The sequence below is a fragment of the Pseudomonas sp. SMN11 genome (genome assembly GCF_052041945.1).
Classification (GTDB): Bacteria; Pseudomonadota; Gammaproteobacteria; order Pseudomonadales; family Pseudomonadaceae; genus Aquipseudomonas.
In genome coordinates this window covers 225,453-246,414 of the sequence record NZ_JBKGGW010000004.1, presented here as the reverse complement: position 1 = coordinate 246,414, position 20,962 = coordinate 225,453, and the positions used below count along the sequence as shown (strand labels likewise).

Sequence of the window (20,962 nt, the reverse complement as noted above, 5' to 3'; positions counted from 1 at the left end):
TTAGGAACCCGTCGAGATGAGCGAATACTCCCTTTTCACCTCCGAGTCCGTGTCCGAAGGGCATCCGGACAAGATCGCCGACCAGATTTCGGACGCGGTCCTTGATGCCATCATCACCCAGGACAAATACGCCCGCGTAGCGTGCGAAACCCTGGTCAAGACCGGTGTCGCCATCATCGCCGGCGAAGTCACCACCTCCGCCTGGGTCGACCTGGAAGAGCTGGTGCGCAAGGTCATCATCGACATCGGCTACAACAGCTCCGACGTCGGCTTCGACGGCGCCACCTGCGCCGTGATGAACATCATCGGCAAACAGTCGGTGGACATCGCCCAGGGCGTCGACCGTTCCAAACCGGAAGACCAGGGCGCAGGCGACCAGGGCCTGATGTTCGGCTACGCCAGCAACGAAACCGACGTGCTGATGCCAGCGCCGATCTGCTTCTCGCACCGCCTGGTCGAGCGCCAGGCCGAAGCGCGCAAGTCCGGCCTGCTGCCATGGCTGCGCCCGGATGCCAAGTCGCAGGTCACCTGCCGTTACGAGAACGGCAAGGTCGTCGGTATCGACGCGGTGGTGCTGTCGACCCAGCACAACCCTGAGGTCTCGCTGAAAGATCTGCAGGAAGCCGTGATGGAGCTGATCGTCAAGCACACCCTGCCGGCCGAACTGCTGCACAAAGGCACCCAGTTCCACATCAACCCGACCGGCAATTTCATCATCGGTGGCCCGGTGGGTGACTGCGGCCTGACCGGCCGCAAGATCATCGTCGACTCCTACGGCGGCATGGCCCGTCACGGTGGTGGCGCGTTCTCCGGCAAGGACCCGTCCAAGGTCGACCGTTCCGCTGCCTACGCTGGTCGCTACGTGGCCAAGAACATCGTTGCCGCCGGCCTGGCCGAACGTTGCGAGATCCAGGTGTCCTACGCCATCGGCGTGGCCCAGCCGACCTCCATCTCGATCAACACCTTCGGCACCGGCAAGGTTTCCGACGACAAGATCATCCAGATCGTGCGCGAGTGCTTCGACCTGCGCCCGTACGCCATCACCAAGATGCTCGACCTGCTGCACCCGATGTACCAGGAAACCGCAGCCTACGGCCACTTCGGCCGCGAGCCACAGCAGAAGACTGTCGGCGACGACACCTTCACCACCTTCACCTGGGAGCGCACCGACCGCGCCCAGGCGCTGCGTGACGCTGCCGGCCTGTAATTTTCCTACAGCGGTAAATGAAAGCCCCTGCCGAGTGATCGGCAGGGGCTTTTTTGTGACACATCGGCTGACAACTGCGCGGCGCAACGCTCGCTTGCATTGCCTAGGCTGAGGCTTCCCCTCTGCCAAGCAAGGATGCTGGCCATGCCTTTTCTGCTCCTGTTCCTGCTCGCCCTATCGTTCAACGCGCAAGCCGCTGACTGCCCAAGCTGGTCAGCCGAGCGGGCTCGCACGGAAGTCACCCGCCTGCGCGCGACGGTTAGCCAATGGGATGACCACTACCATCGCCTGGGCGAATCCCTGGTGCCCGATGAGGTCTATGACCAGAGCAGGCAACGCCTGCTGCACCTGCAAGGGTGTTTCGCACTCCAGAGTGAACTGGATTCACTGGCCAGCGCACGCGGGCCGATTGCCCACCCGATCCCACATACCGGCGTCGACAAGCTGCCGGATGAACAGGCCGTGAGCCAGTGGATGGCCGGCAAGACAGGTGTCTGGCTACAACCAAAGGTCGATGGCGTCGCGGTGACTCTGGTTTATCAGCAAGGCAGCCTGACCCAACTGCTCAGCAGGGGTGACGGCACCCAGGGGCATGACTGGAGCCGACATATCGAGGTCCTGGAAGGCATCAACCGGAAATTGCCAAGCCCACTGGACCTGATCCTGCAAGGCGAACTGTACCTGCGCCTGGAAGACCATGTGCAAGCACGCAACGGTAGCGCCAACGCCCGCGCCACCGTCGCGGGGTTGTTGGCGCGCAAGCAGCTGGCCCGTGAACAAGGCGCAGGCATTGCGCTGTTTGTCTGGGACTGGCCGCAAGGGCCGAGCGATCAGGGCGAGCGTGTGGCCCGGCTCGCTGCACTGGGTTTCCCCGACAGCCAGCGCTACAGCGTGGCCATCGGCAGCGCTGGTGAAGCTGCACACTGGCGCCGGCACTGGTATCGCTCTGCCCTGCCCTTCGCCACGGACGGCGTGATCCTGCGCCAGAATATGCGCCCACCAGCCGAGCGCTGGCAGACCAATGCACCTTACTGGATCGCAGCCTGGAAGCATCCCTTTGCCCAGGTTTTGAGCGAAGTGCGTGACGTACACTTTCGCATCGGCCGCACGGGCCGAGTCACACCTGTCCTGAAGCTGCAGCCGGTGAGACTCGACGACCGCCGTGTTACCCAGGTGAGCCTGGGCTCTCTGGCTCGCTGGCAGGCGCTCGATATTCGCCCGGGGGATCAGGTCGCCATCAGCCTGGCGGGGCTGACCATCCCGCGCTTCGAGCAGGTCGTGCACCGCGCTACCGAGCGCCAAAGCTTGACGGTTCCTGCGCTGGATCAATACGGCGCCTTGACGTGCTGGCAGGCTGATGAAAACTGCGAAGAGCAGTTCATTGCTCGCCTCACCTGGCTCAGTGGCAAACATGGCCTGGCCATGCCTGGCACCGGGCCCGGCACTTGGCGACGGCTGGTGCAGGCCGGGCTGGTAACATCGCTGACCGACTGGCTGGAGCTGGATGCCGAACGACTGGCCCAGCTGCCTGGCATCAGCGAGACCAGCGCCAGGCGCTTGCAACGAAGCTTCGAGGCTGGCCGCAACAGGCCCTTCGACCAGTGGATCAGCGGTCTTGGCGTGCCAGTACCACGCAATCTTCCGCTCGAGGGCGACTGGGCAATCCTCGCCCAGCGCTCGACCACCGAATGGCAAGCCTTGCCCGGCATTGGCGCAACCCGTGCCAGCCAGCTACAAGCATTTTTTACGGCTGAGCACGTGCAGGCCTTGGCTCAACAGCTGAGCGAAAACGGCATTCAGGGGTTTTCTGCCGCTGTCACGCGTACGAAGCAATGAGTTTTAACAAAATCTTTTGTAGGAAAATTCCTGGGTTGCTCCAGAAATATCCAGCAAGGGTTTCTAAATCGCCAAAAGCAAGGCAGGATTTGCCCCATCTTTTGCTGCCCCGCCCCCTCAAGGAGGCTTTGATGAAATTGATTTCCACTCTGACACTGTTTACCACCCTGGGTCTCGCTGCCGGCGTTGCCCAAGCTGCCCAGCCTGATGCGGGCTTGACCGGTTGCGCCGCCAAGCGCAGCGCCATCGAGAACCAGCTGAAAATCGCACGTGACCACGGCAATAGCGATCAGGTGGCAGGGCTCGAAGAAGCACTGCGCGGCGTTGGCAACTGCACAGACGCCAGCCTGCGCAAAGAGCGCGAGCAGAAAGTGCTCGATGCTCGTCACGAGGTGGCAGAGCGCGAGAGGGACCTGAAGAAGGCCGAGAAAAAAGGCGACGCGGACAAGATCAACAAGCGCAAGGACAAGCTTGCCGAGTCCCGCAAGGAGCTGCAGGAAGCAGTGGACGAACTGGACCGCTGATCTTGCCTGATCGCCTGTTGTCGCAGGCGATCAATGATCGCGGAACTCGGTATGACACGCCTTGCACGCCGCCTCGACCTTATCCATCGGCGCCTTCAATTGCGCCGCGTCCAACGGTTGGGTCCGCGTCACGTCGACCAATTCGCCGGTCACACCCTCCAGTTGCCGGGCAAGGTCATGGAAACGCGCCTGCCGCTCCCATACCTCCGGCCGTGCGCTGCTGTCACCCTCATCCCGCACCTGCGGAAAATGCTGCCACGGCTCATGGGCAAGACCATCAAGCTTCAACGCGCCATCGGCGAACTTCACCCCGTCGAAGGGCAAGCGACCGCGCAGCATGCCGCCCATGTCTTCGCTGGTCTTGAGCATGTCCTTGAAGATTGCCTTGCGCTTGCCCAGCGGCGAATTGGGGTCGACCCGGTCACAGGCAGTCAGGGCAAGGGCAGCGAGCAGCACTACGGTCAATCGCTTGAACATCACGGTCACTTCAGCCTACGCAAAGGGGCGGCCAGTATCGCCGCCCGCTAGGCAAAGACCAATAGCCACATAAAACACAAGGGCGAATCTTCATGTTCGCCAGCCACAGGTACCCATTGATGAAATCTGCCCTGCGCCATCTGGCCTGGACCCTCCCGGCACTCGCCCTGCTGGCCGGCTGCAACGGCGGCGAAAACGCCAAGCCCGAGCCCCATGCCATCGCCACCTATGCCCCGGCCACCTGGAAAGACCTGCCTGCGGTCAGCGATGAAGACCTGCTGGCCGGCTTTTACGCCTGGCGCAGCGGCTGCGAAAAGCTCAAGCGCGACCCGGTGTGGGCCGCCACCTGCGAAGCGGCAGGCAGCGACACGGCGAGCGCCACCCAGGTGCGCACTTTTCTTGAGCAGAACCTGCAGGTGTATGGCCTGCGTTCCGCAGACAACAACGCCAACGGCCTGATCACCGGTTACTACGAACCGGTCTACCCCGGCAGCCTGAAGCGTACCGAAGCGGCGCACGTGGCAGTTTATGGCGTACCCGACGACATGATCGTGGTCGACCTGGCCAGCGTGTACCCCGAACTCAAGGGCAAGCGCCTGCGGGGCCGACTGGACGGTCGCGTGCTCAAACCCTACGACACCGCCGAGGTGATCAGCCGCGATGGCGTCAAGGCGCCCGTGTTGGCCTGGCTGACCGATCCGATGGACCTGCAGTTCCTGCAGATCCAGGGCTCCGGCAGAATCCAGCTGGATGATGGCCGCCAACTGCGGCTGGGTTATGCCGACCAGAATGGCCACCCCTACCGGCCAATCGGCCGCTGGCTGGTGGAACAAGGCCAGTTGAAAAAAGAAGACGTGACCATGGGCAGCATTCATGCCTGGGCCATGGCCAACCCGCAGCGCGTGCCGGAACTGCTGGCCAGCAACCCTAGCTATGTGTTCTTCAGTGCCCGCCCGGACAGTAAAGAAGGGCCGCGTGGCTCACTGAACGTGCCGCTGACAGCGGGCTACAGCGTGGCCATCGACCGCAAGGTGATCCCGTTGGGCAGCTTGTTGTGGCTGTCGACCACACGCCCCGACGGCACGCCCGTCGTGCGCCCGGTGGGCGCTCAGGACACAGGTGGGGCAATTGCCGGCGAAGTGCGTGCGGACCTGTTCTGGGGGACCGGGCCTGATGCAGGGGAGTTGGCGGGCAACATGAAACAGCAAGGTCAGATCTGGATGCTATGGCCCAAGGGCAAGCCGCTGCCTGAGGTGCCTAAAGTGCTTTGATCGGCGGTGGATTCATCGCGGGCTCGCCCGCTCCCACAGGTACCACAGATACCACAGATACCACAGCCCTTGAATGCTGCGCTGTATCTGTGGGAGCGGGCAAGCCCGCGAAGCCGGCGCCTCGGTCTCAGACTGAAACCACGAAGAACGACACGATCAACGCCAACCCGGCAAACCACACCAGCGACCGCAACGCCGCCCAGTCCGCCAGGTAACAGATGATGTAGAGCAACCGACTGGTGATATACATCACACCCAGCACATCCTGGGTCACCTGTTCGGCATTACCGACGATATCGGCCACCAGCACCGCCGCCGCAAATGCCGGAAACGCCTCGTAGCTATTCTGCTGGGCGGCATGCGCACGGCGCGGCAGACCCGACAGCGTGTCGAGGAAGGCGCGCGGGTCGTGGTTGTCCTTGAGGCCGAAGCGGCCACTCGACACTTTAGCGATCAAGGCGCACAGCGGCGCAAGAAACAACGCGATTAAAATGCACCACAGGGCAACGGTCATGGACAGGACTCCTTGTTCGATCGTGAGGTCAGAGCTTCATCACCAGCATGCCTGCCAGGACCAGCCCGCAAGCTAGGAGTCTCGGCCCGCCAAAAGGTTCTTTGAGGTAGCGCATACCCAGCAGTACCACCAGTATCACACTCAATTCGCGCAGGGCCGCCGCTTCGGCCACCGAACCCAGGTGCATGGCCCACAACACCAGTGCGTAACTGAACAGCACACAAAAGCCCACTGCCAGACCCAACCGCCACTGGGTGCGCCAGAACAGCACGAACGGCGCCCGCCGCGCCACGCTGGCCAGCAGCGGGAATGGCCAGGCGCTGAGCAACGTCAACCACACCAGGTAGTCCCAGGGTTTACCCCACAACCGCACCGCCTGGCCATCGAACCAGGTGTAGCAACCGATACACAGGCCGATCAGCGCAACCACCGGCAGCATCGACCACGGCAACCGGTCACCGCCGCCGCCCTGCCACAACAGGCACGCCATGCCACACGGGATCAGCAGGATGCCGATGATCTGTTGCGAACTGAGCGACTCACCGGCAAACGCCAGGGTCAGCCCCAGCACCACCAATGGCGAAAGGCCGCGCATCAGAGGATAGACCAGCCCCAGATCACCGACCCGATAGGCCTGGATCAGCAGAAACCGGTACAACTGCTCGGCCAGCGCCGAAGCCAGCAGCCAAGGCCAGATCTCGGCGGGCGGAAACTCGGTGAAGGCCACGGCGCACACGGCGAACAGCAATGCCACAACGTCCATGCTGGCGATCACCAGCAGGCGCTCGGCGCTGAATTTGATCAGGGTGTTCCAGGTCGCATGCAACAGGGCGGCGACCAATACCAGGGAAGTTGCCAGCACGCCTTTGGGTCCTTGCGACGTTTTTGAGGGATGAATATATAGCGTTGGCGTGTGGGTTGCCTGCGATATGTATGCCGGAAGAGTTTTAGCGCCTGTGAGACCGAGCGCCACCCTAATGCACCCTCCAGCTGTGAACACTCGGAACGTTTCCGACATTCCTGGTCAAATCCTGTGTCCCGAGCCCCTCGCCAGATCATCAAAGAACTGCCCGAGCCATTCGGGTAACGACTTGGAAGCCACTTTCACAGGATTCGGGATGCTTGAACTAGTTGCCGCGTTTATTTGCCTCACCACCCTCCTCACCTATGTAAATTACCGCTTCATCGGCCTGCCACCCGCCATCGGCGTGATGGTCACGGCGTTGCTGTTCTCCCTGATGCTGCAAGGCTTGAGCCTGATCGGCTTCCCTGGCCTGGAAGAACGCGTCGAAGGCTTGATGAACCAGATCGATTTCAATGACCTGCTAATGCACTGGATGCTGGCCTTCCTGCTGTTCGCCGGCGCATTGCACGTCAACCTCAGCGACCTGCGCAGCTACCGCTGGCCGATCGGCTTGCTGGCCACCCTGGGCGTGCTGATCGCCACCGTGGTGATCGGCTACCTGTCGCACTGGGTGTTCGCCCTGTTCGGCTGGCAGGTGCCGCTGATCTACTGCCTGCTGTTCGGCGCGCTGATCTCCCCGACCGACCCGATCGCCGTGCTGGGCGCACTGCGCACCGCCAACGCCTCCAAGCCGCTGAAGACCACTATCGTCGGCGAATCATTGTTCAACGACGGTACAGCGGTGGTGGTGTTTACCGTATTGCTGGGCATCATCCAGCTTGGTGAAACGCCGAGTGTCTCCGACACCGCCATCCTGTTCGCCCGCGAGGCCATCGGCGGCGTGCTGTTCGGCGGCGTGATCGGCTATGCCACCTACCGCATGATCAAGAGCGTCGAGCAGTACCAGGTCGAGGTCATGCTGACCCTGGCGCTGGTGATCGGTGGTTCGGCGATGTGCTACGAGCTGCATGTTTCGGCACCGATCGCCATGGTGGTCGCAGGCCTGATCATCGGTAACCTGGGTCGTAACCTGGCAATGAACGACATGACCCGCCGTTACATGGACGGCTTCTGGGAACTGATCGATGACATGCTCAATGCCCTGCTGTTTGCCCTGATCGGCCTGGAACTGTTGCTGTTGCCGTTCAATTGGCTGCACCTGGCGGCGGGTGGAGTACTGGCGTTGGCAGTACTGCTGTCGCGGCTGCTGACCGTGGCCCCGGCGATCGTGCTGTTGCGGCGCTGGCGGCCGGTGCCCAAAGGTACCGTGCGGGTGCTGACCTGGGGTGGCTTGCGTGGCGGGGTATCGGTGGCCCTGGCGCTGTCGCTGCCACTGGGCGCGGAGCGTGACCTGCTGCTGTCGATCACCTACATCGTGGTGTTGTCGTCAATCCTGGTGCAGGGTTTGAGCATTGGCCGCGTGGTGCGCAAGGTCAGCGCACATCCTTGAGGGTTGCGGGGCCGCACCGCGGCCCCGAATCATCACTCGACAGCGGAGTCCGGGAACTGGTCCTGAACGTACTTGATCTCGGTCCGCCCATGGGCCGCCGGCAAGCCGTCCTCGCCCAGGTTGACGAAGACCATCTTGTCGACCGTCAGAATGCTCTTGCGGGTAATCTTGTTGCGTACTTCGCACTTTAAGGTGATCGAGGTACGGCCAAACTCGGTGGCCGTGATGCCCAGTTCGATGATGTCGCCCTGGCGCGAGGCACTGACGAAGTTGATCTCCGACATGTACTTGGTCACCACGCGCTGGTTGCCCAGCTGGACGATGGCATAGATTGCCGCTTCTTCGTCGATCCAGCGCAGCAAGCTGCCGCCGAACAGCGTGCCGTTGGGGTTGAGGTCTTCGGGTTTTACCCATTTGCGGGTGTGAAAGTTCATCTTTACTCCTGACCTGCTTGGCTAACGTGAAGTAATGATGGCAGAGCGGCCGCCGCCGCTCCATTGAACATCGACTATCGTCGCGATAAATCGACAGAAAGCCTTGGGTGTGTCACACAGCCACGGCTATAATCGCAGCCGTTCTCATGGCTGCCCGCAGTGGCGGCCATCCCGCCACCCATCCGAGGGGCGCTGCAGCAGGCTCGGCCTGTCAGGCTCGGTTGGGGCGTTGTCCGCTGAAGCGGACGCTCAACGCACAACGGCGCCCATTCGCACACTACGAATGGAGGCTCTCATGAGCGCTGTAAACACGCCTGCAGGTTTTTCCGACTTCAAGGTCGCCGACATTTCCCTGGCCGACTGGGGCCGCAAGGAAGTCATCATCGCCGAATCGGAAATGCCGGCACTGATGGGCCTGCGCCGCAAGTATCAAGCCGAGCAACCGCTCAAGGGCGCCAAGATCATCGGCTGCATCCACATGACCATCCAGACCGCCGTGCTGATCGAGACCCTGATCGCCCTGGGCGCAGAAGTCCGCTGGTCGTCGTGCAACATCTTCTCCACCCAGGACCAGGCCGCTGCCGCCATCGCCGCCGCCGGCATTCCTGTGTTCGCCTGGAAAGGTGAAACCGAGCAGGAGTACGAGTGGTGCATCGAGCAGACCATCCTGAAAAATGGCCAGCCTTGGGACGCCAACATGGTGCTGGACGACGGTGGTGACCTGACCGAAATCCTGCACAAGAAATACCCGGCCATGCTGGAAAAGATCCACGGCGTGACCGAAGAAACCACCACTGGCGTTCACCGCCTGCTGGACATGCTGGCCAAGGGCGAGCTGAAAGTCCCGGCGATCAACGTCAACGACTCGGTCACCAAGAGCAAGAACGACAACAAGTACGGCTGCCGTCACAGCCTGAACGATGCCATCAAGCGCGGCACCGACCACCTGCTGTCGGGCAAGCAGGCCCTGGTAATCGGCTATGGTGACGTGGGCAAGGGCTCGGCCCAGTCGCTGCGTCAGGAAGGCATGATCGTCAAGGTCACCGAAGTCGACCCGATCTGCGCCATGCAGGCCTGCATGGACGGCTTCGAAGTCGTTTCGCCGTTCAAGGACGGCATCAACACCGGCACCGAAGCCGGCGTCAATGCCGACCTGCTGGGCCGCATCGACCTGATCGTCACCACCACCGGTAACGTCAACGTCTGCGATGCCAACATGCTCAAGGCCCTGAAGAAGCGTGCCGTGGTCTGCAACATCGGCCACTTCGACAACGAAATCGACACCGCCTTCATGCGCAAGAACTGGGCATGGGAAGAGGTCAAGCCGCAGGTTCACAAGATCCACCGCACTGGCGCCGGTACCTTCGACCCGCAGAACGATGACTACCTGATCCTGCTGGCCGAAGGTCGCCTGGTGAACCTGGGCAACGCCACCGGCCACCCAAGCCGCATCATGGATGGTTCGTTCGCCAACCAGGTGCTGGCGCAGATCTTCCTGTTCGAGCAGAAGTTCGCCGAACTGCCAGCTGCCAAGAAGGCCGAGCGCCTGACCGTGGAAGTGCTGCCGAAGAAACTCGACGAAGAAGTGGCCCTGGAAATGGTCCGCGGCTTCGGTGGCGTGGTCACCCAACTGACCCCGCAACAGGCCGAGTACATCGGCGTGACCGTCGAAGGCCCGTTCAAGCCGGACGCCTACCGCTACTAAGCGGCAGGCTTGAAGCGACACGCTTCAACGCCGAAACCTGAACGATGCCCAAGCCAGATCGGCCATCACCGATCTGGCTTTTACTTGCAGCTTGCTGCTTGAGGCATGCTGCTCGAGGAACGCCTGATGTCCCAAGATCGCCGTTACAGTTTCGAGTTCTTCCCAACCAAGACCGACGCCGGTCACGAGAAGCTGATGGGCGTTGCCCGCCAGCTGGCCGCGTACAACCCGGACTTCTTCTCCTGCACCTACGGCGCCGGTGGCTCTACCCGCGACCGCACGCTGAACACCGTGCTGCAGCTGGAAAGCGAAGTGAAGATCCCTGCCGCGCCGCACCTGTCGTGCGTCGGCGACACCAAGGACGAGCTGCGCGCCCTGCTGGCCGAGTACAAGGCCGCCGGTATCAAGCGCATCGTCGCCCTGCGTGGCGACCTGCCGTCGGGCATGGGCATGGCCAGTGGTGAACTGCGTTATGCCAGCGACCTGGTCGAGTTCATCCGCCAGGAAACCGGCGACCACTTCCACCTCGAGGTCGCCGCCTATCCGGAAATGCACCCACAGGCGCGCAACTTCGAGGTCGACCTGGGCAACTTCGTGCACAAGGTCAAGGCCGGTGCCGACAGCGCCATCACCCAGTACTTCTTCAACGCCGACAGCTATTTCTACTTCGTCGAGCGCGCGCAGAAGATGGGCGTGGACATCCCGGTGGTGCCCGGCATCATGCCGATCACCAACTACAGCAAACTGGCGCGTTTCTCCGATGCCTGCGGCGCCGAGATCCCACGCTGGATCCGCAAGCAACTGGAAGCCTATGCCGACGATACGGCGAGCATCCAGGCCTTTGGCGAAGAAGTCATTACCCGCATGTGCGAGCAGCTGCTGCAAGGCGGCGCACCGGGCCTGCACTTCTATACCCTCAACCAGGCCGAAGCGAGCCTGGCGATCTGGAACAATCTGAAACTGCCACGCTGAAACTTTTTGGCACCATCGGATTCAGAAATAATTAAGGCTTTAGTCGTAGACTAGGGCCTTATTTACTTTCTGGCCCTGATAGGTGTCGTTCGCAATGCAACATTTCCTGCCATCTCGCCCTCAGCTCGTGTACCTGGCGTTCGGCCCCACCACCTATCACCAGGAAGCCTGCTTCAGCATCGTCAGCGCCCTCGCGCATCTGGGGGGCAGTGCCACTCAGGCCATCGACATCCAGGTCTATACCGACAATGCCGAGCCCTACGGCAAACTGCCGGTGACCGTTCATCTGCTCGACGAGGCCACCCGCAAGGCCTGGAACCAGCCCCACGGCTATCACTTCCGCAGCAAGCACGTGCTGTTGCGCCAGGTACTGCAGCAACATCCCCAGGCCGTGCTGATCGACACCGATACCTTCTTCCGCAAGTCGCCGCTGCAACTGTTCCAGCGGGTCCAGCCCGGCACACTGCTGTGCAACGCCATTGGCGCGCGATATGGCGCGAATCAGCAGTGCCTGCTGTACACGAACCTGCTCGGCATTCTCGAGTCTCGCGGTCTCGCCGACTGCCAGATGCCGCTGGTCAACTCGGGCGTGATCGGCTTGTGCGCCGAGGACACCGACGTGCTGGACCGTTCCATTGCCATGATGGACGAGTTCTATCCGTTGGCCCGCACCGCCTATACCCTTGAAGAGTTCTGCCTGGCGGTGGCCGCTTACCGCAAGATGGAACTGGCCGAGTGCACCGACGTCATCCATCACTACTGGAGCCGCAAGGCCCAGTTCCGCGCCAAGATCCAGGCCTGGTTACGCAAGCACGGCGATAACCCGCTGGGTGCGGCGGCGCTTGCCGATGTGGCATTGGTCAACGACCAACTGCCACGCCCACCGACCCTGCAGCGCCTGGGCTACAAGGCCTTGAGCCTGACCATGCCCAGCCGCGAGCGCCAGTTCGTGCGCGAGCTGCTGTATGGCTGCTACCCCTACCCCAACGAGTTCGATCGAGCCTGTGCATCGGCCTGGTGGGACAAGGCCCTGGAGAACCTCAACGAACGCTACGGGTGCATCGAGCCCGAGCAATTGCGCCAGTGCCTTCGCCACCCGAGCCTGCGTCTGTCACTGGGCGGCCGGCGCAAGGATATCGAGGCGCACCTGCTGCGTTCGTCCCATCGCTGAGGCCAAAACCAGGGGCTTTGATCTTCACTGGCCTTGCCCCTGGTGAGCGCGTAATCTCGCGCCATGCCCCACATCGCCCAATTGCTGTGCATCTTGCTGCTCGCCTGCCTGAGCCCGATGGCGCTGGGCGAGCGGCTGCGCCTGGTCAGCGATGACTGGGCGCCCTATGTGTATCGCGATGGCGGCCGAGCCAAAGGGATCGACTACGAAGTCACCACCGAGGTCTTTCGCCGCCTGGGTATCGAGGTGGACTGGCAGTTCTTGCCGTGGAAGCGCTGCCTTGCCCTGGTGGAACAGGGCCAGGCTGACGGCGTGATGGACATTTTCCAGGTTGAATCGCGCAAGGCGTATCTGGTCTACCCGGCAGAACCCATGTCCGATGTCGAGTTCGTGCTGTTTCAGGCCAGCGACCGGCGCCATGCTATCCGCCAGCTGGATGACCTCAGCGGCCTGACCGTAGGCACGTCGCCGGGTTACGCCTACGACAGGGCGTTCAACGAGTCCCTGGCATTCCGCCGCGAAACCGCGCCGAGCCACGAAGCCAATTTCGGCAAACTCATTCGCGGGCGCATCGATCTGCTGGTCACCGACCGCCTGGTCGGGCGTTACCTGCGCAAGCAGCTTGGCCTCGAACAGCAGGTTGAAGAACTGCCCTTGGTGATCAGCCGTCAGGCGCAATTCCTGGGCCTGGCGCGCAAACCCGGGCGTGAACAGCTGGCCCAGGCGTTTGCCGAAGAACTGCGTCGTTTCAAGCAAGAACCGGTGTTCGAGGCGATTATCGAACACTACATCGGCGACGCAGGCGATCTTGCTGGCGCCGTTGAGCAGCAGGAAAGCAGCACGCTGCGTTAGCTCTGTTATACTCGGGCCTTCCCGCCCGGCTCACGCCCGGACGCTCGGCCTCGCAACAGGCATCCCGATCGGCATCGACGCGACTTAGCGTCCACCTTCCGCTTCCCGGATGTGCAGTGAAAGCCCAGCTGGACCGGACGCGATCGCATCCCTTCGATGCCCGTCGCGCCAGGCAGAATATCCCAACGGGCCCAGCCCCCACGAGAACAGGATTGCCCATGTCCTTTGCTTCCCTCGGACTCTCCGAGGCTCTTGTCCGCGCTATCGAGGCAGCGGGCTACACCCAGCCGACCCCGGTGCAACAGCGGGCTATTCCCGCCGTGTTGCAAGGCCGCGACCTGATGGTCGCCGCACAGACAGGTACTGGTAAAACCGGCGGCTTCGCCTTGCCGATCCTCGAGCGCCTGTTCCCGGCCGGCCACCCCGACAAATCACAGCGTCATGGCCCGCGCCAGCCGCGCGTCCTGGTCCTGACCCCGACCCGCGAACTCGCCGCCCAGGTACACGACAGCTTCAAGGTGTACGCCCGCGACTTGCCACTGGTCAGTGCCTGCATCTTCGGTGGCGTCGGCATGAACCCGCAGATCCAGGCCATTGCCAAGGGTGTCGACGTGCTCGTCGCCTGCCCGGGGCGCCTGCTCGACCTGGCCGGCCAAGGCAAGGTCGACCTGGCCCACGTGGAAATCCTGGTCCTGGACGAAGCCGACCGCATGCTCGACATGGGCTTCATCCATGACGTGAAAAAGGTCCTCGCCCGCCTGCCGGCCAAGCGCCAGAACCTGCTGTTCTCGGCAACCTTCTCCAAGGACATCACCGACCTGGCCGACAAGCTCCTGCACAACCCGGAGCGCATCGAGGTCACCCCACCGAACACCACAGTCGAGCGTATCGAGCAGCGCGTCTACCGCCTGCCAGCGAGCCACAAGCGAGCACTGCTGGCGCACCTGATCACCCTCGGTGCCTGGGAGCAGGTGCTGGTGTTCACCCGCACCAAGCACGGCGCCAACCGCCTGGCCGAATACCTGGAAAAGCACGGTCTGACCGCTGCCGCGATCCACGGCAACAAGAGCCAGAACGCCCGCACCAAGGCCCTGGCCGACTTCAAGGCCAACAGCGTGCGTGTGCTGGTAGCCACCGACATCGCCGCCCGTGGCCTGGACATCGACCAGCTGCCCCACGTGGTCAACTTCGAGCTACCGAACGTCGAGGAAGACTACGTGCACCGCATTGGCCGTACAGGCCGTGCCGGTCGCTCGGGCGAGGCCATCTCCATGGTCGCGCCGGATGAAGAAAAGCTGCTCAAGAGCATCGAACGGGTCACCAAGCAGAAGATCCCGGATGGCGACCTGATGGGCTTCGATGCCAGCCAGGTAGAAGCTGAAAAGCCTGAAGTGCGCGAGCGCCAGCAGAACAACGGCCGCGGCGGCCGCAACCAGCAGCAGGCCCGTGGCGATGGCAGCAAAGACGCCAACGGCGGCCGCAAGGACAAGGGCAAGGACAAAGGCAAGGCCAAGCAGCAAGCTGCTGACAAGCCGGCCGACAAGGAAAAGTCCGGCGACAAGCAGCAGCGTAAGCCCCGTGACAAGAAGCCACGTCAGCAACAGCAGGCCAGCAGCAACTCCGCACCGAAAGCGCCGGCCGATCGTGACCCAGAAGAATTCCTGGACGACGAGATCGACAACTTTGGTAACCGCGCCGACTACGTCAGCCCTTACCAAGGCAAGGGCCAGGGCCGTAACCGCCGCCCAGGCGGCGCCGGCCAGGGGCAAGGCCAGCAGGGCCAAGGCCAATCCCAGCGCAACAATGGCGGTGGCCAAGGCCAGGGTCGCAATGCTGGCGGCCAGCAGCGCAGCGCCAGCGGTGACAAGCGCCCGCGCAACAACAATGGTGGCGGCGCCCGTCGTGACAACAATGGCGGTGGTCGCAATCGTTCGGCTGGGCGTGACGATGCAGTACGTCAGGAGCCGGCAGTTCGCAGCACCCGTGAACAGCACCAGCCAGTGATCATCCGCAAGGAATCCAAGCTCGACCGTTACCCAACGCCAGAGCAGCTGGACGACCTGCCAAGCCGCCCACGCGGTGAGCGCCCTGCACTGCTCACCCGCAAGGGCTGAGTCGCGCAGCAGGCAATAAAAAACGCCGCCCAATGGGCGGCGTTTTTTATTGCATGGGCAATGCTTACTTCTGCTTCACACCTTCGACACTGATGTCCAGGTCCAGGGTCTGCGAAGTCGGGCCTGGGCCCTTGATGCCGAAGTCGTTCAGGTTCACGGTGGTGGTGGCGTTGAAGCCAGCGCGCTCGCCGCCCCACGGATCCTTGCCCTCACCGTTGAAGGTGGCCTTGAAGGTGACTGGCTTGGTCACGCCATGCAGGGTCAGGTCGCCGGTCACGTCAGCAGTCTTCTCGCCAGTCGATTTGACGGCAGTGGAGACAAACTTGGCATCCGGGTACTTGGCGACATCCAGGAAGTCCTTGCTGGCGATGTGCTTGTCGCGCTCGGCATGGTTCGACCAGACGCTGGCAGTCTTCAGGTCCACGCTGATCTTGCTGGCCTCAGGCTTGGCGCTGTCCCAGGAGAAGTCGCCGCTGAAGTCCTTGAAGGTACCGTGGATGAAGCTGTAGCCCAGGTGGCTGATCTTCCAGTCGACGAACGCGTGCTGGCCTTCCTTGTCGATCTTGTACTCGGCAGCCATGGCCTGGCCGGCGGAGAACAGAGCGGTACCGAGCGCCAGAGCGGCAAAAGTCTTTTTCAACATCCTTACTTCCTTCCTATGCAATTGAGGTTGAGAGTCAAGCTTTGCGGCCCAGCATGCGGGTCAGGGTCGCGTCACGGTCGATGAAATGGTGTTTCAGGGCGGCCAGGGCATGCAGCACGGCAAAGATCACCAGGCCCCATGCCAACCACAGATGAATCACGCCGGCCACGTCCGCCTGGTCGGGCAGGTCGCTGATCAGCGCCGGCACGTCAAACAGGCCGAACACTGGAATACCGACGCCGTCCGCAGTGGAAATCAGGTAACCGGCGATCATGACGGCAAACAGCCCCAGGTACAGCGCCAGATGCCCCAGCTTGGCCGCCATGCGGGTGAATGCCCCATGGTTGGCCGGTGCCGGCGGTGGCGGGGTGATGAAACGCCAGACCACACGCAGCAGCATCACCATCAGCAACACCAGGCCGATGCTCTTGTGCAGGTCCGGGCCGGCCTTGCGCCAAGGGTCGTAGTAGTCGAGACCGACCATCCACAGGCCCAGGCCGAACAGGCCGAAGACTGCCAGTGCAACGCCCCAGTGCAGGACGATGCTGACCACGCCATAGCGAGAAGGTGAATTGCGCAGTTGCATGATGACGTGGTTCCCCGTGAAAGCTGTGCACAGACTAACGCGTAACGTATCGAATAAAAGCTTAAAAAACTGCTTTGGTTTATCGAAAAATACGATGTTTAGTGTGTGAGTTTCCTATTAAGGAAACATTAACAATAGTCGGATAGTTAAGCGTTTCCAGCCTCTTCACGGGCAAGACCGCGAAGAGGCCAGCACAGGGATCAGTTTGCTTTGGCCTGGGTATTGTCCACCGGCTTCTTCATTGGCTCGGATTTGACTGTGGCTTTTTTCGTCTCGACCGCCTTTTTCGCCTGTTTGGCCGCAGGTTTGTGCGCCGGCGCATGCTTGGCGGGAACTGCCTTGGTCGCAGCGGGCTTGGCCGGTTCTTCCTTGGCGACTTGTGCAGGTGCAGGGATAGCAGGGGCGGCGGCTGGAGCAGGTGCAGGCGCCGGCGCTGGTGCCATTTCCTCGGCCTTGGCAACTGGCGCAGCCTTCACCTCTGGCTTGTCCGAACCACCGAACAGGCGCGAGAAGAATCCGCCGCTGTCCTTCTTCGCCACTGCGGCACCCGCCGTCGCCGCTGCCGCGACGGTTGCTGCCTTGGCCGGGTCGAACGACTTGCCGGCCAGCAGGTCCTGCACCTGGCTGGCCGCACGCTGGCCGCTGCGCAGGGCGCCTTCGAGGGTGCCTGGGTAAAGCGCATCGGTGTGTTCGCCAGCGAAGGTGATGCGCTGCACCGGGCGCTCCCACAGGCGCCAGTACTTGCTGATTTGCCCTGGGCCGTAAGCCAGATAGGCGCCACCGGTACCGACGTCGACACTGTAACGCTTGACCTCGTAACCGGTGAACGCACCACGGGCCTGTGGATAGAACGCATGCAGGCGGATCAGCACCTGGTCGACCATCTGCTTGTCGCCGAAGGCCTGCAGCAAGCGCGCGTTGTCACCCGACAGGTTGATCACCACGTTGGCACCGCCCTTGAGCGCCGGCTCGATCCACAGCATGCCGAGGCCGGCGTTGCTGAAGATCTCGCCCGACATGCGCGCGCGGCTTTCCCATACCGGCTGCTTGAATTTGAGCATCAGCTGGTCCCGCCAGCCGTAGTTGGTACTCCTGAGCGCTGCCACGTGCTGCGTGTCCAGGCCAGGGGTGATCTGAATCTTGGCCAGCGCCCGCAGTGGTACCGCCATCACCAGGTAATCGGCCTTGTAGTCCGTGCTGCCGACCTTGACCGTGACGCCATCCTTGTCCTGCACGATCGCCGTGACCGGCGAGCTGGTCTTGATGGTCTTCAGCTGTTTGACGAATGCCTGGGCCAGCACCGGGCTGCCACCCGGCAGGCGCGCGGCACGCAGGTCACGGTCGCTGACCCCACGGTAGACGCGGTTCTGCTGGGCGAAGTAGAGCAGCGACAGGCGCGATGGCTCATCATATCGGGTGCGGATCTGCTGGTTGATCAACTGACGCGCGGTGGTCGGCAATTGCAGTTTGTCGAGCCAGGTGGACACGTTCATCTGGTCGAGGGCGAACAAAGTGCTGGTTGCCTGCGGATTGAGCGGGTCATCGATCGAGCGTGCCAGGTCGTCGAGGGTCTTCTCGTAGCGCTTGAGTGCTTCGGCGGTGGCCGGTTGCTTGGTAGCCAGGTCGGTGGCGCTGAAGTACTCACCGTCGATCAGGTAACCCGGGGTGCGCACGAATTCAGGCGCGGGCAGTGTTTCAAGCTTGAAACGGTCGAGGTACTGGTTGAGCACCGGCTGTGCCTTGGCGTTACCGATCCATTCGCTGGTGGCCAGGCCAGATCGCCCACCCATGCCTGATTTGGCCTCCAGCAGGGTGACCTGCCAGCCTTTGTTCTGCAGTTCGTAGGCTGCGGTCAGGCCTGCCAGGCCGCCACCCACCACGATCGCCGACGGTGTCTTGTCCTTTGCCAGCGCGGCGCCGCTGGATACACCGATCAATACCAACGCGCACAGGCGCACCCAAGCAGCAGCCATGTCGGCGAACTCCGAGTTGAAATTGCAGGGATGGGAAGAGGCGGAAATGCCCCAGGAGACGATGCGTTAAGAATACGTCAGGTATCAGGACCCTGCCACCACAGTGACATCAAGTGCCTCACGCAACTGGCATTTTTGTCAGTAGCCAGGCCTCTAGTTCCTAGGTAAAGCTGGCGCAGGTCGATCAAAACCCGACAAAAGGAGCTGAACCATGACCTATGAGGAGCATTTCGCAAATGTAGAAAGACAATTCTTGCGGCATAACCAGACAGTACTTACCCCTTCAGGCCTGAAAATCCGCTCCAACGGCACCTCATGGATCGGTCTGCACGAAGCCTTCAAAGGTGATGACGGCACCGAACTGGTGATCGGCGGGCACAGTGACGTGGAAATTGCCTTCGAAGAGGAAGTCGAGAGCCTGCGGCTGCAATACTATGTCGTCAGCGACCAGCGCTTCGACGATATGCAGATGCTGCTGGATACCGACGGCTACGACATGGACCTGATTGCCCCGGTCCCGCGCAACTTCTACTGGCTTACCCTCTCCGGCAGCGGCTATACCGATTTCCGGCCAGGCCCGATCTCCACCCAACCCTATCACCAGGTCATCGAGGGCCCCTTTCGCCGCCTGACCATCTCCACCTCACAAGCTGGCACCGTGCACATTCGCCGCCTGGAATGGACCCGCACCAGACGGCATTGACCACAAGCGGTTGTCCTGCCCCCTGGCTTTGCTTAGGCTTACGCGGTCAAAGCAGGCAGTAAGCCAGGAGAAGCGCCCATGGGCCTCAACGATCAGTGGATGCAACGCGACCTCAAAGTCCTGTGGCACCCCTGCACCCAGATGAAAGACCACGAGCAACTGCCACTGATCCCGATCCGGCGCGGTGAAGGCGTGTGGCTCGAGGACTTCGACGGCAAACGCTACCTGGATGCCGTGAGCAGCTGGTGGGTGAACGTATTCGGCCACGCCAACCCACGGATCAACCAGCGCATCAAGGACCAGGTCGACCAGCTGGAGCACGTGATTCTCGCCGGCTTCAGCCACCAGCCGGTGATCGAGCTGTCCGAGCGTCTGGTCGCCATGACTCCCGCCGGGCTCGACAGGGTCTTCTATGCCGACAACGGTTCGTCGTGTATCGAAGTAGCGCTGAAGATGAGCTTCCACTACTGGCAGAACATCGGCAAATCGGCGAAAAAGCGCTTCGTGACCCTGACCAACAGCTACCACGGCGAAACCATCGCCGCAATGTCGGTCGGCGACGTGCCGCTGTTCACCGAAACCTACAAGGCGCTGCTGCTCGACACCCTCAAGGTGCCAAGCCCCGACTGCTACCTGCGCCCCGAGGGCATGAGCTGGGAAGAGCACTCGCGGAATATGTTCGCCGCCATGGAGCAGACCCTGGCCGAACACCACGAGACGATCTCGGCGGTGATCATCGAGCCGCTGATCCAGGGCGCCGGTGGCATGCGCATGTACCACCCGGTGTACCTCAAGCTGCTGCGCGAAGCCTGCGACCGTTATGACGTGCACCTGATCCACGACGAGATCGCCGTCGGTTTCGGCCGCACCGGCACGATGTTCGCCTGCGAGCAGGCCGGCATTCGCCCGGACTTCCTGTGCCTGTCCAAGGCGCTGACCGGTGGCTACCTGCCGCTGGCTGCCTGCCTGACCACCGACAAGGTGTATCAAGCCTTCTACGACGATTACCAGACCCTGCGCGCGTTCCTCCACTCGCACAGCTACACCGGCAACCCGCTGGCCTGCGCCGCAGCCCTGGCGACGCTGGACATCTTCGAGCAGGACAACGTGATCGAGGCCAACAAGGCCCTGGCCACGCGCATGGCCAGCGCCACTGCGCACCTGGCCGATCATGCCCACGTCGCCGAAATCCGCCAGACCGGCATGGCCCTGGCCATCGAGATGGTCCAGGACAAGGCGACCAAGGCTGCCTACCCGTGGCAGGAGCGTCGTGGCCTGAAAGTATTCGAACACGCCCTGACCCGTGGTGCCCTGCTGCGCCCGCTGGGTAGCGTGGTGTACTTCCTGCCGCCGTACGTGATCACCCCGGAGCAGATCGACTTCCTCGCCGAAGTGGCCAGCGAAGGCATCGACATCGCCACCCGCGACAGCGTCAGCGTCGCCGTACCGGCCAACTTCCACCCCGACTTCCGCGACCCGGGCTAAATCCAGGCCTATGCGCCTATCCCTGTAGGAGCGGCCTTGTGTCGCGAAAGGGTCGCGAAGCGACCCCGGCAAGTTCAGCTGCAAAGCTGAAAACCTGGGGCCGCTCCGCAGCCCTTTCGCGACACAAGGCCGCTCCTACAG

At 62.3% G+C, this 20,962-nt stretch carries 19 protein-coding genes and 1 riboswitch; of the genes, 12 read left to right on the top strand and 7 right to left on the bottom strand.

The window, feature by feature from the left end; genetic code table 11:
• Positions 1-16: 16 nt before the first annotated feature.
• The 3 genes from metK to ACLEJU_RS06800 all read left to right on the top strand — a co-directional run bounded on the left by metK (position 17) and on the right by ACLEJU_RS06800 (position 3,567).
• Complete coding sequence (gene metK, locus ACLEJU_RS06810) at positions 17-1,207, top strand: methionine adenosyltransferase (protein ID WP_103445962.1); 1,191 nt, start codon at positions 17-19, stop codon at positions 1,205-1,207.
• A gap of 144 nt (positions 1,208-1,351) precedes the next feature.
• Positions 1,352-3,043 (top strand): NAD-dependent DNA ligase LigB, encoded by a 1,692-nt coding sequence (gene ligB, locus ACLEJU_RS06805; protein ID WP_435424382.1) that lies wholly within the window; start codon positions 1,352-1,354, stop codon positions 3,041-3,043.
• Positions 3,044-3,174: 131 nt separating this feature from the next.
• The gene (locus ACLEJU_RS06800; RefSeq protein WP_435424383.1) at positions 3,175-3,567 is read left to right on the top strand and encodes a DUF1090 domain-containing protein; all 393 of its coding nucleotides are present in this window, start codon (positions 3,175-3,177) and stop codon (positions 3,565-3,567) included.
• A gap of 30 nt (positions 3,568-3,597) precedes the next feature.
• Here ACLEJU_RS06800 and ACLEJU_RS06795 read toward each other — a convergent pair whose 3' ends face one another.
• The gene (locus ACLEJU_RS06795) at positions 3,598-4,044 is read right to left on the bottom strand and encodes a c-type cytochrome (protein WP_435424384.1); all 447 of its coding nucleotides are present in this window, start codon (positions 4,042-4,044) and stop codon (positions 3,598-3,600) included.
• A gap of 119 nt (positions 4,045-4,163) precedes the next feature.
• Here ACLEJU_RS06795 and mltA point away from each other — a divergent pair, with 119 nt between their 5' ends.
• On the top strand, positions 4,164-5,315 hold the full coding sequence (gene mltA / locus ACLEJU_RS06790; protein WP_435424385.1) for a murein transglycosylase A: 1,152 nt from the start codon (positions 4,164-4,166) through the stop codon (positions 5,313-5,315).
• A gap of 127 nt (positions 5,316-5,442) precedes the next feature.
• Here the strand turns inward: mltA and ACLEJU_RS06785 are convergent, their stop codons facing one another.
• Both ACLEJU_RS06785 and ACLEJU_RS06780 read right to left on the bottom strand, forming a co-directional pair.
• On the bottom strand, positions 5,443-5,829 hold the full coding sequence (locus ACLEJU_RS06785; protein ID WP_110633294.1) for an MAPEG family protein: 387 nt from the start codon (positions 5,827-5,829) through the stop codon (positions 5,443-5,445).
• 28 nt (positions 5,830-5,857) lie between these two features.
• Entirely contained in the window at positions 5,858-6,691 is an 834-nt protein-coding gene (locus tag ACLEJU_RS06780; RefSeq protein WP_110633290.1) for an EamA family transporter, read from the bottom strand.
• 256 nt (positions 6,692-6,947) lie between these two features.
• Between ACLEJU_RS06780 and ACLEJU_RS06775 the strand changes: the two genes are divergently transcribed.
• Positions 6,948-8,183: a cation:proton antiporter gene (locus ACLEJU_RS06775; RefSeq protein WP_435424386.1), complete on the top strand. Its 1,236-nt coding sequence runs from the start codon at positions 6,948-6,950 to the stop codon at positions 8,181-8,183.
• Positions 8,184-8,215: 32 nt separating this feature from the next.
• Here the strand turns inward: ACLEJU_RS06775 and ACLEJU_RS06770 are convergent, their stop codons facing one another.
• Positions 8,216-8,617: an acyl-CoA thioesterase gene (locus ACLEJU_RS06770; protein WP_012274534.1), complete on the bottom strand. Its 402-nt coding sequence runs from the start codon at positions 8,615-8,617 to the stop codon at positions 8,216-8,218.
• Between the two features lie 178 nt (positions 8,618-8,795).
• Positions 8,796-8,892: riboswitch (S-adenosyl-L-homocysteine riboswitch) on the top strand.
• A 20-nt stretch (positions 8,893-8,912) separates the two neighbouring features.
• Between ACLEJU_RS06770 and ahcY the strand changes: the two genes are divergently transcribed.
• The 5 genes from ahcY to ACLEJU_RS06745 all read left to right on the top strand — a co-directional run bounded on the left by ahcY (position 8,913) and on the right by ACLEJU_RS06745 (position 15,431).
• On the top strand, positions 8,913-10,322 hold the full coding sequence (gene ahcY, locus ACLEJU_RS06765) for an adenosylhomocysteinase (RefSeq protein ID WP_435424387.1): 1,410 nt from the start codon (positions 8,913-8,915) through the stop codon (positions 10,320-10,322).
• A 126-nt stretch (positions 10,323-10,448) separates the two neighbouring features.
• Complete coding sequence (metF, locus tag ACLEJU_RS06760) at positions 10,449-11,294, top strand: methylenetetrahydrofolate reductase [NAD(P)H] (protein ID WP_435424388.1); 846 nt, start codon at positions 10,449-10,451, stop codon at positions 11,292-11,294.
• Positions 11,295-11,388: 94 nt separating this feature from the next.
• Positions 11,389-12,465 carry a hypothetical protein gene (locus ACLEJU_RS06755; RefSeq protein ID WP_435424389.1) on the top strand — a complete coding sequence of 359 codons (1,077 nt, stop codon included), beginning with the start codon at positions 11,389-11,391 and terminating at the stop codon, positions 12,463-12,465.
• Between the two features lie 63 nt (positions 12,466-12,528).
• Complete coding sequence (locus ACLEJU_RS06750) at positions 12,529-13,317, top strand: substrate-binding periplasmic protein (protein ID WP_435424390.1); 789 nt, start codon at positions 12,529-12,531, stop codon at positions 13,315-13,317.
• Positions 13,318-13,535: 218 nt separating this feature from the next.
• Positions 13,536-15,431, top strand: coding sequence for a DEAD/DEAH box helicase (locus ACLEJU_RS06745; RefSeq protein WP_435424391.1), 1,896 nt, complete (start codon positions 13,536-13,538; stop codon positions 15,429-15,431).
• A 64-nt stretch (positions 15,432-15,495) separates the two neighbouring features.
• Here the strand turns inward: ACLEJU_RS06745 and ACLEJU_RS06740 are convergent, their stop codons facing one another.
• From ACLEJU_RS06740 to ACLEJU_RS06730, 3 genes are all read right to left on the bottom strand, one after another.
• A complete protein-coding gene (locus ACLEJU_RS06740; protein WP_110633266.1) occupies positions 15,496-16,074 on the bottom strand; it encodes a YceI family protein in 579 nt (192 codons plus the stop codon).
• A 34-nt stretch (positions 16,075-16,108) separates the two neighbouring features.
• A complete protein-coding gene (locus ACLEJU_RS06735; protein WP_435424392.1) occupies positions 16,109-16,660 on the bottom strand; it encodes a cytochrome b in 552 nt (183 codons plus the stop codon).
• 200 nt (positions 16,661-16,860) lie between these two features.
• The gene (locus ACLEJU_RS06730; RefSeq protein ID WP_435424393.1) at positions 16,861-18,633 is read right to left on the bottom strand and encodes a flavin monoamine oxidase family protein; all 1,773 of its coding nucleotides are present in this window, start codon (positions 18,631-18,633) and stop codon (positions 16,861-16,863) included.
• A gap of 211 nt (positions 18,634-18,844) precedes the next feature.
• Here ACLEJU_RS06730 and ACLEJU_RS06725 point away from each other — a divergent pair, with 211 nt between their 5' ends.
• Together ACLEJU_RS06725 and ACLEJU_RS06720 are read left to right on the top strand one after the other, a co-directional pair.
• Positions 18,845-19,336 (top strand): hypothetical protein, encoded by a 492-nt coding sequence (locus ACLEJU_RS06725; protein WP_435424394.1) that lies wholly within the window; start codon positions 18,845-18,847, stop codon positions 19,334-19,336.
• Between the two features lie 78 nt (positions 19,337-19,414).
• Positions 19,415-20,821: an adenosylmethionine--8-amino-7-oxononanoate transaminase gene (locus ACLEJU_RS06720; RefSeq protein WP_435424395.1), complete on the top strand. Its 1,407-nt coding sequence runs from the start codon at positions 19,415-19,417 to the stop codon at positions 20,819-20,821.
• The last annotated feature ends 141 nt before the right edge of the window (positions 20,822-20,962 follow it).